Source organism: Pseudomonas sp. HB05 (assembly GCF_016756915.1).
GTDB lineage: Bacteria > Pseudomonadota > Gammaproteobacteria > Pseudomonadales > Pseudomonadaceae > Aquipseudomonas > Aquipseudomonas alvandae.
The window spans coordinates 55339-68891 of the sequence record NZ_JAESPG010000006.1 but is presented as its reverse complement, the minus strand read 5'-3'; the positions used below and the strand labels follow the sequence as shown (position 1 = coordinate 68891).

Sequence of the window (13553 nt, the reverse complement as noted above, 5' to 3'; positions counted from 1 at the left end):
AAGAGGGACCGCTCCCCAGACGGTTCAATAAAACGGGTGCCTCAATAGACCCGGTAATATTTCACCACGTCATCCACGAAATAAATGGTCAAGACGGTGCCCTGGGTCTGGCTCTGGCCGGTTTTCTGGCCGGTGACGCTACCGACGTCATTGGCAACACCCTGGGCTTTGGAAATTTGCGCGGAGGTGTCGTACATCTTCAGGCTCGTCTCGGTGGAGACATACTTGTGAGCCAGCTTCATGTATTTATCCAGGCCTTCTTCCCTTTTGTCATAAGTCCAGTTCGACTCATTGCTGGTGCTGGTCGAATTGAGCTCCTCGCTCGCCGGTGCGCCAAACATCTGGGTGATCTGGCTCTTGGTGGTCTTGCCCGGAATGATGGTTTGCTTCAGGTAACCGACGTTGTATTTCTGTGCGCCGGCGTTCAGCGAATTCATCAAGTCCCCCGTGTTTGTACAACCCCCCAGGACGCCCGCCAGCAAGCACAGTGCCATTCCGTTTTTAAGTGTTTTTCCATACTTGAAAGACATAAGACTCACCTTGAGTAATGTTCAGGACCGTTCCATTTCACCCAGCCAGGCGCGAAGTTGACCCAACAGCGCACGCCAGCGAATCATTCAATTCAATGCCGCACGCAGCGCCATCCACGAAACGTCGGAACGTGCAGGGCTGCACGCCGTGTTGCGTGAAAAGTTATATACCGGGGTGTTGGCCTTTAATGGCGCGCTGACAGCTTAGGGGGAGGGCAATGACGCAAGCTATAGTACAAGTGTGCTATGGCTTCGATGGGGCGCAGGACGGATAAACACTAAGGGAAACTTATGGTTATCCGATGCTTCAAGTCTGCTGTTTGCCAGGCCATTGGCTTGCGGTCGGATAATTGGAAAATTGAGCGGCAGCCGCCGCGCGGGTAGGGACATCCAGCGCCTTGAGCAAGCTTGAAACATGGATACGAACCGTAAAGGGTGAAATCCCCAATGCCTTGGCGATTTCCTTATTGGTCTTGCCGGCGGCGACCAGGCCAAGTACTTCCCGTTGCCGTGTCGTCAATTGGGACAACGCCGTTGTTTCGACATCGCCCAGGATCGAGTTCTCCGCATGGTATCTCACCACCACTTCGCCTTCGCGAATCGCCATGAAGGCTTCGGCGATGCCGGCCGGGTCGATGTTCTTGCCGATGAAACCGTCTGCGCCCAACGCAATGACCTGGTCGATGACGTCGATGTCCTCGACCATGGACACCACGATGATGGAAGTGCGTTTGAATTCATTGCGCAATTGGCTGATGACGTCCAGGGACTTGATGCCCGGGAAACGCAAATCGAGTACCAGTGAATCAATTTCCGCGCCTGTTCGGGCAAGCGCCAATACTTCGTCCAGATTACCCGCTTGTTCGATGACGGCGGTCGGCAAGAGCCTTTCAATCGTTCTCAGCATACCTTCGCGAAACAAGGGATGGTCATCCGCCACGATTACTCTGCAGGTCATGCGAAAGATCCTCCTGATCTTCAAGTCCTGGGCATCGTACCTTAAACAATGGCGCTGGGTTTCAATGTTGAAACAGACTTTTAGGACGGGAGATTCGTTTGAATATGACTGAAAAGAATAGCGAGTTGGACCAGGCCACGTTGCGATTGACCGTCGGTGCCTGTGCCTCGCTGTATATCTTCGTCGTGGCGAGCCTCTCGACCAGCGACTTCGCGACTTATGTACCGATCATGTGGTACATGACTTTTTTCTTCAGCGTCGCGATTCCGTTGCGCATGGCAATCAAGCGTTGGCCGGGGCATTTTTTCCTGCGTCGGCTGTTCGCCATGACGCTCGACTACGTGAGCCTGGCCTTTGCCCTGATCGTCGGCGGAGAGGGCGCACTGCCGCTTTACGCGGCGGTGCTGTGGGTCACGCTGGGCAACGGCATGCGCTTCGGCACGCGCTACCTGATGATCGCGACGTTGATTGCGTTGGCGACACTGGTGGCGATTTTCCTGTTAACGCCGTTCTGGCGCGGCCAGCCGTTCCTGTTCCTGACCCTGATCGTCACGACGATTGTGGTGCCCGCTTACGCGCACATCCTGTTGACACGCACCCGCATCGCTTCGGAGGAGGCGATTGCGGCAAATCAGGAAAAATCCCGGTTCCTGGCCCAGGCCAGCCATGACCTGCGCCAGCCGATCCACTCCATCGGCCTGTTCACCGCCTGCCTGCGCGATGCCAGGCTCGGTCGAGAGGAGCTACGGTTGGTGGACAACATCGACCGCTCGCTGCACATCGTGTCGCAACTGTTTCGTTCGATCCTCGACATCTACACCCTCGACAACGGCCAGCTCGAACCACAGGCCGAACCGGTAAACCTCGGGGCGTTGCTGCAGGATGTGGTCAAGCAGAACACCGAGGCCGCCCGTTGGGCCGGCGTCGAGTTGCGCTTGCGGCCCTGCCGGCATTGGGTGCAGGTCAATGCCGGCTTGCTGGCGACCATGGTGCAGAACCTCGTCTCCAACACGCTGAAATACGCCTCCGGGCAACCAGTGCTGATTGGCGTGCGTCCGAAAGGCGATGGCCTGGCGATCGTCATCTATGACAAGGGACGAGGCATTGCCGCCGAGCATCTGCCCGAGGTGTTCAAGGAGTTCTACCGGGTGCGTCACGTGCGGGACAAGGATGTCGAGGGGTTGGGCCTGGGGTTGTCGATCGTCAAGCGCATCAGCCACCTGATCAACCTGGATATCCGTTTGGATTCCAGGCTTGGGAAAGGCACCCGCGCGATGATCCAAGGCTTGGAAATGATCGCGCCGAGAACCCCTGTAGACAGGCCGGTCGCCGCTCAAAATCGTCTTCAGGGATTGCGGGTGTGCCTGGTGGAAGACGACTCCAACGTGCTGATGGCAACGTCGGCACTGCTGGAGAAATGGGGATGTGTCGTCGAGACCCACAGCGACGGGGTTGGCGTGACCAGCGACTGCGACATCATCATTGCCGATTTCGACTTGGGCACGAAGGTCTCCGGCGCCGAATGCATTGCGGCGATCCGTGAGCAGCGAGGCTGGGAGGTGCCGGCGATGATCATGACCGGGCATGAGATCGAGCGCATTCGCCACGCGCTGCACCACATGAACATTTCGATCCTGGCCAAACCGGTGCGGCCGCCGGAATTGCGGGCGACCTTGCTGGAGCTGACCAAGCACTTTGCCTGGCGGGTCTAGCGTCAACGTACTTCCAGGCCGCCAGCGCCGCTGGTCATTCCATTTCGTGCAACAGTGGATTTCAATCCGTGCGTATTCCTGCGCCGGCGCTTTGGGCAGAAGATGGCTCCACCGCACACACCGTTCGCCAACGGTGTGATTGGACCTCCCTGACCACAGCGCATTCACCCCGTTGCACAGCCGGGGGCGCAAGGAGTAGCTGATGAACGAAGCCACGAAAGCACAACCTTCGCCCTGGCATGAAGGTGAGTTGACCTTGCAGCGCTCCGTCGGGGCGGTGGAGATGATGGCCGGTGTCGGTCAGCGGCAACTGGCGCGCACCTGGATGCCGGACCAGCACCGTGAGTTCTATGCGCAACTGCCGTTCGTGGTGCTGGGGGCCGTAGATCGCCAGGGCGATGTCTGGGCGACCCTGCGCTCCGGCCAGCCCGGTTTCATGAATTCGCCGGATCCTGAAACGCTGGATATCCATTTCGATCCGCAGCCCGAGGACCCGGCCCAGGCGGGCATGGGCGAGGGCGATGCCATCGGGATGTTGGGTATCGAGTTGCACACCCGTCGGCGCAATCGCATGAATGGCGTGGTGCGCCGCCAGCTCGACCATGGCCTGGAGATTTCGGTGAGCCAGGCCTACGGCAACTGCCCGCGCTACATCAATCTGCGGCAATACAGCTTTGTCGATGAGCAGCCAGCCGTGTCCCGGGAACTGGCGGTGGCGGATCCGCTGGTTCGTCGGCTGGTCACGGCGGCCGATTCGTTCTATGTCGCCACCTACGTGGTGCGCGACGGCGAGCGCCAGGTCGATGCTTCCCATCGCGGTGGCAAGCCCGGTTTCGTGCGCATGGACGAGGACGGGACGCTGACTGTCCCGGATTTTTCCGGAAACCTGTTTTTCAACACCCTGGGCAATATCCTGCTGAACCCTCGCGCAGGCTTGGTCTTCGTCGATTTCCAGACCGGCGATCTGCTGCAAATGAGCGGTTCGGCGCAGGTGTTGCTGGACGACCCGCAGATCGCCGCGTTCCAGGGCGCCGAGCGGCTGTTGCGGTTTACCCCGCAGCGCATTGTCTACCGTCCGGCGGCGATACCGTTGCGCTGGAAGGATCAGGCCGAAGGCGACTCGCCCAATTCACTGATGACCGGCAGTTGGGAGCAGACCGCCGAGCGTTTGCAGGCCGAAGCGCTGCGGACCCACTGGCGTGCGCTGCAGGTCACCCGCGTGGTGGACGAAAGCCACAACATCCGCTCGTTCTACTTGCAGACCACCGACGGTGCCGGCTTGCCCCGGTTCGAAGCCGGGCAGCATCTGCCTGTGCGGGTGTTGTTGGAAGGACAGAAGGCACCGTCGATCCGCACCTACAGCGTGTCCAGCGCGCCATCGGACGATTTCCTGCGCATCAGCGTCAAGCGCGATGGCGTGGTGTCGTCGCATCTGCATGAGCAGATCCAGGCGAGCCATGACATCGAGGCCCGGGCGCCACAAGGGCACTTCACCGTGAATCCCACCGAGCGCCGCCCGTTGGTGCTGCTGGCGGCGGGGGTCGGTATCACGCCGCTGTTGTCGATGCTGCGCGAGGTCGTCTACCAAGGGAAACGCATCAGCCGCATGCGCCCGGTCTGGCTGGTGCAGAGTGCCCGGCACGTGGCCGACCTGGCTTTTCGCGAAGAAATCGATGAGTTGGTGGCGCGGGCCGGTGACAAGCTGAAGGTGCTGCGCCTGATCAGCCAACCGCCTACCGACGGCAAGGCCGGGCAGGGCTATGACGTGGCCGGCCGGATCGATGTGGCGTTGCTCAAGCAACTGTTGCCCCTGGACGACTACGATTTTTACTTGTGCGGCCCGGGTACCTTTACCCAGGCGCTGTACGACGGCCTGCGCAAGCTGCGCATCCCGGATGATCGCATCCACGCGGAGACCTTCGGCCCGTCCACGTTGGTGCGCGATATCGAGGTCAGCGTACCGGCGGCCGAACAGGTGCCGGCGGCGAGTGAGCCGGTGAAAGTGCTGTTCTCCAGCTCGGCCAAGGAGGCGCGCTGGGAACCGGGCAGCGGGACGTTGCTGGAGCTGGCCGAGGCCCGCGGGCTGAACCCGGAGTTCAGTTGTCGCGGCGGTTCCTGCGGCACCTGCAAAACCCGCATGACCCAAGGCCAGGTGCATTACCTGACCCAACCCGCCGAGCCGGTGGCCGATGGCGAAGTGCTGATCTGTTGCGCGGTACCGGCCCAGGGCAGCGAGCCTTTGGTGCTGGAGGCCTGAAACCGGCGATGCAGGCGGATTAGATCGTCCGCCTCACGCGTCCCGGCGCCTCGCCATAGAGTTCCTTGAATTTCTTGCTGAACGCCGCCTGGGATTGGTAGCCAACCTGCACGGCAATATCACTCAGGCCCAGATGGGAGTGGCTCAGCAGGCTGAACGCCAGCTCCATGCGCACCTGCGTCAGCAGCACCCACGGCGAGACGCCGGCCACTTTGACGAACGCCCGCATGAAGTTGGCCCGGGACATGCTCGCCAGGTCCGCCAGGCTTTGAATGGTCCATTCGTGGGCCGGGTCGTCCAACATGGATTGCCAGGCGCGGCCCAGGCGTTTATCGCCCAGCAGCGCCAGCGATCCGCTGTCCTGGCCGTGGTTCGCCAGGTGGGCCCGCAGGATCAAGGTGAACAGCGCCTGGGACAGCGCATCAAGGAGGAAGCGCGCGCCGACTTTGTTCGCGTCCGCTTCGGCACGAATCACATCGACCAGTGCCGGCAACGGCCCGTTGGCCGGCAGCGCACCGCTGGGGATCACCAGGTATTCAGGCAGCGACGCAAACAGCAGCGAGGCGCGATTGAAGTGGAATCCACCACAGAGCATGTCCAGTTCCGGGCTGGCACCGCCGATGCGATGGATCGGCAGTGTGGCGCCGCTGATGACCTTCGGCGAGGTCGGCGCCACGGTTTTTCCGGGGCTGTGCATGACATGCGGGGCGCCGCGAGGTAATAACAGGATGTCGCCGGCACGCATGGGCAAGCGCTGGCCGTCGGGAAACTCAACACGGCATTCCCCTGCCAGCACGATGTGGTAGGGCGCGTTGCCGAGTGTCTGCTGTTCGTGGTCCAGGGCCCAGTCACCCTGGAACTGACAACGCAGGTCCAGGCTGCCGCGGACGTTGGCCAGGCTGATGAGTTTATCGATGGCATTCATTTGAGCGTTTCGCGACAAAAGCTGAGCGGATCGAACAAACCTGACCCGCACCCAAGTGGAAAACTGAGGGCGTTGAAACAGTACACCCAACCCACTCAGGAGTTAATGCCATGTTCAATAATTGGTCCGAATTGTTGCCCACCATCCAGAAAGCCTTTGGTGCCCTGGGCCGCAGCAACCCGAAAATGGTCAAGGCCTATATGGCCCTTGGAGAAGCCGCCAGCGAAAACAACGTACTCGACGCCAAGACCCGCGAGCTGATTTCCCTGGCGGTGGCAATCACCACCCACTGCGACGGATGCATCGGGGTCCACACCGACGCCGCCATCAAGGCCGGTGCCAGCCGCGAGGAAGTCGCCGCCGCCTTGGCAACCGCCATCTCGTTGAATGCCGGTGCGGCGTATATCTACTCGCTACGCTCGCTGGAGGCGTACGACACGCTCAAGCAACCAGCCTGATCCTGCGCTTTGCCAAGCCCGGTGCACGTTAATGTGGCCGGGCTTTTTTGTGGTTGTTTCATCGACTGTAAGGCCGCCATCGCGAGCAAGCTCGCTCCCACAGGGATCGGTGTGTATGCCGGACTCGTGATGAAGCGAAATCCAGTGTGGGAGCGAGCTTGCTCGCGATAGCGATGGTTCGGTTGATGGGGATGTTGGCTGTACCGCCGTCTTTGCGAGCAATCTCCCACAGTTGGATCGGAGGTCGACCGGGAGAACCAGACGCCGATGTGCAATACACATTATGAGGAAACTAACCCGTCGCAGGGTGGCTCCTAGTGAAGGCACATCGTTGAATTCGGATCCCCCATGGAAAGAACCAGCCTGTACACGATCGGTCACTCGACCCGGACGCTCGAGCAATTCGTGGAGATCGTAAGAAGCTTCGAGGTCGAGATGATCGTCGACGTCAGGACGGTTCCAAGGTCGCGGACCAATCCTCAATACAACCTCGATACGCTGCCTGGATTGCTGGCGCCCCTCGGGTTGCAGCATGAGCAGATCCGAGAGCTGGGCGGCTTGCGAAAAAAGTCCGTGACGGTTCCCGATGACGTCAATGGATTCTGGGAAAACCGTAGCTTCCATAATTACGCGGATTACGCGTTGTCGGACGAATTCGAGGCGGGCCTGGATCGCCTCCGGGCGCTCAGCCGGACGCGACGGTGCGCCATCATGTGCGCGGAAGCGGTCTGGTGGCGCTGTCATCGCCGGATCATTACCGACTACCTGTTGCTTCGCGACGTCGACGTCTTCCATATCATGGACAAAGACAAGGCGACCCAAGCGGTCTTGAATCCGGCGGCACGGCGGTCCGGACTGAAACTGACCTATCCGGCAGTCTCCGACCCGGCAGCCGTTCCGTGAGGTTGTTTACGTCGCGCGTCACGCGTTTCCTCGCGCACGACCAGCCAGATCCCGACCGCAGACAGCGCCATCCCCAGCGCCATCTGCCATGACAATGGTTCATCGAACATTGCCCAGGCCCAAAGCATCGTAATGGGCGGACTCAGGTACAGGATGCTGGCGACACGGGTCGCCGAGGCTCGGCGCAGGCACAACCAGTAGAGCCCGTATCCGCCCATCGTCGACAACCCCGCCGTCCATAAGACGCTCAATACGAACCCGGTATTGGCTATCGGCGCCAGGCCGCCCTGCATGCCTTCGATCAGGGCGAACGCCAGGCCCGAGACGCAGCATTGCAGCCAGAGGTTGGGCAACAGGTCCATGGACTGCGAGGCCGGGAGTTGCTTTTGCCACAGCGTCGCGGCGGCGAGCGACAGCATGCCCAGCAACGGCAGGCCGTAAACCCACAAGGGCGCGCTGCCCCACGCCAATGCGCCATGGGTGCCGAGGGCGACGCCGGCCACGCCGACGAGCAAGCCAGCCCAGATCCGCGACGTCAGACGTTGGCCGAGCACACCGGCGGCCAGCAGCGCGAGGCCCAACGGCAACAAGTCGGCGAACAAGGCCGCCAGCCCCGCCGGCACGCCCAGGGCAATGCCTTGGGTAATGCCGGCGAGATAGCCGGCCATGGCGAGCAAGCCGATACCGGCATTTTTCAGCAGCGCGACCCATGAAGTCTGCCGCAGTTGCCTGGCGACAAATGGGAACAGCAAGAGCGTGACCAGGACGCAGCGCCAGAACACCACGAGCAACGGCGGCGCGTAATCGATGGAGAATCGCGCACCGACGAAGCCGGAGCTCCACGCCACCAGCAACGCCGCTTCGAGCAGCGGCAAAGGGATCAGCCAGTAGCAACTGGGGGACGAGGCGCAAGTGATCGATTTGGGCGAGTTCATGGTCACAAGCTACGAAAGCCGACTAATCTAATAAATCAAAATTTCCTGCAGTACTCGTTCACGAAGATTGAATCATGACAGCCATACTGGATATCGAACTGATCCGGACCTTTCATGCGGTTGCGCGAATCGGCAAGTTCAGCGCGGCAGCGCAACAGCTGCATAAAAGCCCGGCGGCGGTGAGCGTGCACATCCAGCGCCTGGAAGCGGTCGCCGGCGGTCGTCTGCTTGACCGGGACAATCAATCAGTCGCCCTGACTGCGCTGGGCAGGCGTTTGCTCGTTTCCACCACCGAGCTGCTCGCGACCCACGACCGGGTGCTGGCTGACCTCCAAGGCACACGGCTGGCGGGGCGCATCAGTTTGGGCGTGCCGGACGAATACGCCGACCATGTCATCCGCGACATCCTTCCGACCTTCACGGCTGCCTGGCCCAACGTGATCCTGGAACTCAAGACGGCACCCAGCTACGCCCTGCGCGAACAGGTGCAGCGCGGCAAGCTCCACGCGGCCGTGCTCACCCAGCCGATGGACCAGCCTTCGACAGGCGCACAGGTCCTGACTACCACGACGCCCGTTTGGGTCGGGGCAATCCACACGACAGCCAGCTCGACAGCGCCGCTCGCGCTCGCGGTGCATGCCACCCAATGCCCGTATCGCCAGGCGATGATGCAAGCGCTCAAGGACAGTGGCCGGCGTTTGCGCATCGTCCTGGAAAGCCCGTCCAACCAAGCCATCAAGGCCTGTGTCGAGGCCGGGTTGGCGATCAGCCTGATCGACCGCGCCCGTGTGACCGAAAACATGCGCATCCTTGATGGCCTGCCGGTGATTGCCGACCACAAAGTGGTGTTCATGCGATCCGAAACGTCATACGCGGAAGAAGCGATTGATCTGCTTGGCGAGGCCATGCAACAGCGTTTTCGGCTGTAGGCAGAGGTCGGGTATTTCCTGGCGGAGAGGGGCAGGCGACCGAACGTTTCGCGCCCATACAATTTGGGTCGATCATGGCGAGGAGCTGGAGCAGCGTTTCAACGCCTAGGCGGCGCAGGCCGTGGACGCGGGGTTTATTCTTCGGACGGCCTTATCTGAAAAATGGTGTAGGGCAGGATCAGCGTATCGGCGACGAAACTCAGGGGCAGGTCGATGGCCGCCAACGGCGCAAACGCACTGGCGTACGTCGCGTTATCCTCCGTCACCGCTTCCTTGAGGATCTGGTAATCGAAGTACACCCCGCAGTAAGGTTGGACGCCGCAGAGCCCCCCGTTGCCAAAGGTTTCGTTGGCCGTCGCGCATCCTGTCAGCAGTGCGATGGTCAGAGCTGTTCCAATGATGCGCATGGCGTTCCCTCGTTGTTGGTGCGCGACTGTAGCATTTGTACCAGGCGGACCTGCATCTAGATCGAACAATGTGCTTTGCAGTCTCATCGCGCCTGCGACTATTTAAAAATCTCCATGCGCTTCTTGGCCCTGTAGCAGTCGTTGACGTCGATGGCTTTCTGGTAATACTCCAAGCGTCGAGCGCGGTTGATGTTTCCCTGTATTCGATAGATCTCCGCCTGGAAGTCACGACCGCTGCCCCATTGCATGGCGAATCCCACAGGTTCCTCTTTCCTGCATTCAAGCCTGACGACAGGCTGTGGAAAGTATTGTTCGTAGAGCGGAATGCTGGTTTCCATGGCTTGCAATGCAGCCTGGTACTCGGGCGTTTCGGTAAATGCGATGCACCAGGATGAGATTTCCAAAGCCGGCGGAGCGAAGCCTTGAGCGAGGCTTTGTTCAAACAGAGGGCAGGCTTTTTCTTTTATCACTTCGCTTGGAGAAAGCATCACGTAAATCAGCCCGAGACGATATTGGGCGACCGGATGATCAAGGGCTGCTGCTTGTTCCAGGAGGGGCATTGCGTGCTTGAGCAATAACCCAGCTTCTCCGGCCAGGTTCAGGGAGCGCTCCTTTTCCTGCGCTCCGGTAGTTGGCGTCTCGGCTGTAACTGCCTCGAGCTTGCTGTTCGCTTCTACTAGATATGGGACGGCCCGCTGATAAAGCGTTTCACCGCGTGGGTCTATAGGCAACGTCTTGGCCATGCACAGCTCAGACAACAGGCACGTCAGCAGGGCGTAGCTGCGAAAACTAAGCGACATTGATCGAGGGCTCCTTGGATCAACACTGAAATTGGCGGTGAAGATTACCGTATGGCCAATTGTTCATACCGTTTTTTATTCGCCGCACGCTGCCAGACGAGTCGAAGCGCACCAAAGCAACAACGCCACCGCACTGATCAACCCACCCAGCCAACTGACCGCGACCCAGCCCCAGAGCGCATAGACCTGGGTCGCTGCGACGGCTCCGAGGGCGCTGCCCATCGAGTAGAAGCACATGTAGGCACCGACCATGCGGCTTTGCGCGTCGGGGCGCGCGGCGAAAAGGAGGCTCTGGTTGGTGACGTGCACGGCTTGCACGGCGAAGTCGAGCAGGACCACGCCGCAGACCAGGGCGATCAGGGAGCTTTCGGCGAATGAGATGGGCAGCCATGCGAGCACCAGGAGCGCCAGCGACAGGCCGGTGACGCGTTGTCCGAACCCTCGATCGGCCCAGCGCCCGGCACGTCGAGCCGCCAGCGCCCCCGCAACGCCGGCCAGGCCAAACAGGCCGATGGCGGTGTGGGAAAGCGACAGCGGCGGGGCGCTCAGCGGCAGGACCATGGCGGTCCACAGTACGGAAAACGCGGCGAAGATCAGCAGGGCGAACAGGCCCCTGATCCGCAAGAGCGGTTCGGTCATGAACAGTTGGAACAACGAGCGGATCAATGCCGGGTAAGACTGTCGGTCAGGGGATGACACGACGGTGGGCGCCACTTTCCAGAACACCGCCGCGATGACCAGCATCAGTCCCGACGACACCAGATAAACCGCCCGCCAACCTGCCAGGTCGGCAATCAATCCAGATATGAACCGTGCCAGGAGAATGCCCAGCACAATCGCGCTGGTGAGCGTTCCGACCGCCTGCCCACGTTGGGCTGGGGCAGCCAGCGTGGCGGCATAGGCGACGAGCACCTGGACGACCACGGCCAGCAAACCCGTGACGATCATGGCACCCAGCAGGACCAGCCAATGCTGTGATGCGCCGACGCCCGCCAGGGCAATCACCGATAACGTAACCAGAGTGAGGATCAACCGTTTGCCGTCGATCCGGTCGCCCAGCGGGACGATGGAGAGCAATCCCAAGGCGTATCCGAGCTGCGTGGCGGTTACTACGCTGCCGATCGAGGCGGGGGCGACGTCGAGGCTTTCTGCCATTGAAGCGAGGAGTGGTTGAGCGAAATACACGTTGGCGACGGCCAGGGCGCAGGTGATCGAGAAGAGGAACGTCAGGCGGGGTGACAGGCCTTGGGGGAGGTGGGTGTAGGCGGTCATGGTGCTCCTTGATCCGGTTGCAATTAGAAACCTGTTTCATTTTTGCGCGATTAGGTTTTTAATTGCAACCAGATTATCTACACCGCCGTTCCCTGTGGGAGCGAGCCTGCTCGCGAACGCGGTGTCATTTTCGATGAAGGTGCTGGATGTACAGGCCTCTTCGCGAGCAGGCTCGCTCCTACAAGAACTCAAACAGGTCAACACGATGTCAGGACACGCTCCATCAACGAATAACGAATGCCCGGTAGCCCGAACACTGGACATCATCGGCGACCGCTGGTCTCTGATGATCATCCGCGACGCCTTCGACGGCATCCGCCGCTTCAGCGAATTCCAGAAAAGCCTCGGCGTCGCCAAGAACATCCTCGCCTCGCGCCTCAAGGCCCTGGTCGAGGCCGGCGTATTCCAGGTACAACCGGCATCGGACGGAAGCGCCTACAAGGAATATGTCCTCACGGAAAAAGGCCAGCAGGTCTTTCCGATCGTGATCAGCTTGAGGCAGTGGGGCGAGCGGTTTCTGTTCGCCGAAGAAGAGACAAGGTCGGTACTGCTGGACAACGCGTCAGGGCAGCCGCTGATGCCGATGGAGGTTCGCTCATCGACCGGCCAGGTCGTGCAGCCCGGGGATTGCCACAGGGTGAGACGTATCGTCAGCGAGTCATGAATGCGCGCCGGCCTATTCTGGCTGGGCAGGTTGTTGTTCATAGCGCCGCTGGATGCGGGACAACTCGCCGGACCGGCGTAGCTGCTCCAGTGCGCGATTCCATGCGGCGATCAATTCATCGTCACTGTCGGTGCTGAAGGCGATGTACAAGGACGAGCGGTAGAGCTCGATGGGAATCTGCCTCAGGGTGCCCGGCGGAATCTCCAATTGCCGGCTGTAATAAGCCACCCCTGCAGCCGTGTCGCCGACGATGATGCTGGTTCGTCCGGCGAGCAGCATGCGGTAGAGCAGCTTGCTTTCGGTTGCGCTTTTGTCCAGGTTGTTGAACCCCAGCGACTGCAGCGTCTGCGGCACCAGGCCTGCATGTCGGGTGGTGATCTGCGGGGCGTGCAGCAACTGTTCCAGGGAATTGATCGGCGGTGCGCTGGCCAACTGGTAGGCATGGATGGATTCTTCCACGATCGGTCCGACCCACTTGTACAAAGGCTCGCGCTCCGGCGTGCGGAATAACGAATACATGATGGTCTTGGGGCGGTTTTTCAGTATCTGCGTGGCGCGCATGCTGGGTTGCAACAGCACTTCGAATTTATCCCCGGTCAGCGCCATGATGGCCCGCACGATTTCCGTGGTCATGCCCGTGAGCTGATCGTGCTCGACATAGTTGTAGGGCGCCCATTCCTCGGTGACGACCTGATATTGCTCGTTTGCGGTCGCAGGGCCGAGCAACAGACAGAGCAGCGCTGCGGCAGGCATCGAATGCTTCACGTGTTCTCCTGATGGGCGGTTCGCTCTTCCTGAGCGAA

14 protein-coding genes are annotated in these 13553 nt (G+C 60.7%); 6 read left to right on the top strand and 8 right to left on the bottom strand.

Features of this window, described 5'->3' with window-relative positions; translation table 11 throughout:
- Positions 1-41: 41 nt before the first annotated feature.
- Positions 42-494, bottom strand: a complete 453-nt coding sequence (locus JMN22_RS08565) for a hypothetical protein (protein WP_080628567.1) — start codon at positions 492-494, stop codon at positions 42-44.
- 343 nt (positions 495-837) lie between these two features.
- Positions 838-1488 carry a response regulator gene (locus JMN22_RS08560; RefSeq protein ID WP_030140587.1) on the bottom strand — a complete coding sequence of 217 codons (651 nt, stop codon included), beginning with the start codon at positions 1486-1488 and terminating at the stop codon, positions 838-840.
- 104 nt (positions 1489-1592) lie between these two features.
- Here JMN22_RS08560 and JMN22_RS08555 point away from each other — a divergent pair, with 104 nt between their 5' ends.
- Both JMN22_RS08555 and JMN22_RS08550 read left to right on the top strand, forming a co-directional pair.
- Positions 1593-3200, top strand: coding sequence for an ATP-binding response regulator (locus JMN22_RS08555; protein ID WP_030140588.1), 1608 nt, complete (start codon positions 1593-1595; stop codon positions 3198-3200).
- Between the two features lie 202 nt (positions 3201-3402).
- Positions 3403-5457: a 2Fe-2S iron-sulfur cluster-binding protein gene (locus tag JMN22_RS08550; protein WP_198796792.1), complete on the top strand. Its 2055-nt coding sequence runs from the start codon at positions 3403-3405 to the stop codon at positions 5455-5457.
- Positions 5458-5476: 19 nt separating this feature from the next.
- Here the strand turns inward: JMN22_RS08550 and JMN22_RS08545 are convergent, their stop codons facing one another.
- Complete coding sequence (locus JMN22_RS08545) at positions 5477-6382, bottom strand: AraC family transcriptional regulator (RefSeq protein ID WP_198796793.1); 906 nt, start codon at positions 6380-6382, stop codon at positions 5477-5479.
- A gap of 110 nt (positions 6383-6492) precedes the next feature.
- On the opposite strand from JMN22_RS08545, the gene JMN22_RS08540 reads away from it, so the two are divergent.
- Both JMN22_RS08540 and JMN22_RS08535 read left to right on the top strand, forming a co-directional pair.
- On the top strand, positions 6493-6840 hold the full coding sequence (locus JMN22_RS08540; RefSeq protein WP_030140590.1) for a carboxymuconolactone decarboxylase family protein: 348 nt from the start codon (positions 6493-6495) through the stop codon (positions 6838-6840).
- Positions 6841-7188: 348 nt separating this feature from the next.
- Complete coding sequence (locus tag JMN22_RS08535; RefSeq protein ID WP_030140591.1) at positions 7189-7743, top strand: DUF488 domain-containing protein; 555 nt, start codon at positions 7189-7191, stop codon at positions 7741-7743.
- On the opposite strand, the gene JMN22_RS08530 is transcribed toward JMN22_RS08535, so the two are convergent.
- The gene (locus tag JMN22_RS08530) at positions 7707-8678 is read right to left on the bottom strand and encodes a DMT family transporter (RefSeq protein ID WP_198796794.1); all 972 of its coding nucleotides are present in this window, start codon (positions 8676-8678) and stop codon (positions 7707-7709) included. The two genes, JMN22_RS08535 and JMN22_RS08530, sit on opposite strands and share 37 nt — an antisense overlap.
- A 74-nt stretch (positions 8679-8752) precedes the next feature.
- On the opposite strand from JMN22_RS08530, the gene JMN22_RS08525 reads away from it, so the two are divergent.
- Positions 8753-9607, top strand: coding sequence for a LysR family transcriptional regulator (locus JMN22_RS08525; protein WP_198796795.1), 855 nt, complete (start codon positions 8753-8755; stop codon positions 9605-9607).
- Between the two features lie 134 nt (positions 9608-9741).
- On the opposite strand, the gene JMN22_RS08520 is transcribed toward JMN22_RS08525, so the two are convergent.
- The 3 genes from JMN22_RS08520 to JMN22_RS08510 form a co-directional block, all read right to left on the bottom strand.
- Entirely contained in the window at positions 9742-10014 is a 273-nt protein-coding gene (locus tag JMN22_RS08520; protein ID WP_198796796.1) for a YceK/YidQ family lipoprotein, read from the bottom strand.
- A gap of 98 nt (positions 10015-10112) precedes the next feature.
- Positions 10113-10814: a hypothetical protein gene (locus tag JMN22_RS08515; protein ID WP_030140594.1), complete on the bottom strand. Its 702-nt coding sequence runs from the start codon at positions 10812-10814 to the stop codon at positions 10113-10115.
- A gap of 75 nt (positions 10815-10889) precedes the next feature.
- Positions 10890-12086: an MFS transporter gene (locus tag JMN22_RS08510; RefSeq protein WP_030140595.1), complete on the bottom strand. Its 1197-nt coding sequence runs from the start codon at positions 12084-12086 to the stop codon at positions 10890-10892.
- 205 nt (positions 12087-12291) lie between these two features.
- Between JMN22_RS08510 and JMN22_RS08505 the strand changes: the two genes are divergently transcribed.
- A complete protein-coding gene (locus JMN22_RS08505; RefSeq protein WP_030140596.1) occupies positions 12292-12750 on the top strand; it encodes a winged helix-turn-helix transcriptional regulator in 459 nt (152 codons plus the stop codon).
- Between the two features lie 12 nt (positions 12751-12762).
- Here the strand turns inward: JMN22_RS08505 and JMN22_RS08500 are convergent, their stop codons facing one another.
- On the bottom strand, positions 12763-13503 hold the full coding sequence (locus JMN22_RS08500; protein ID WP_198796832.1) for a substrate-binding periplasmic protein: 741 nt from the start codon (positions 13501-13503) through the stop codon (positions 12763-12765).
- Positions 13504-13553: the final 50 nt, after the last annotated feature.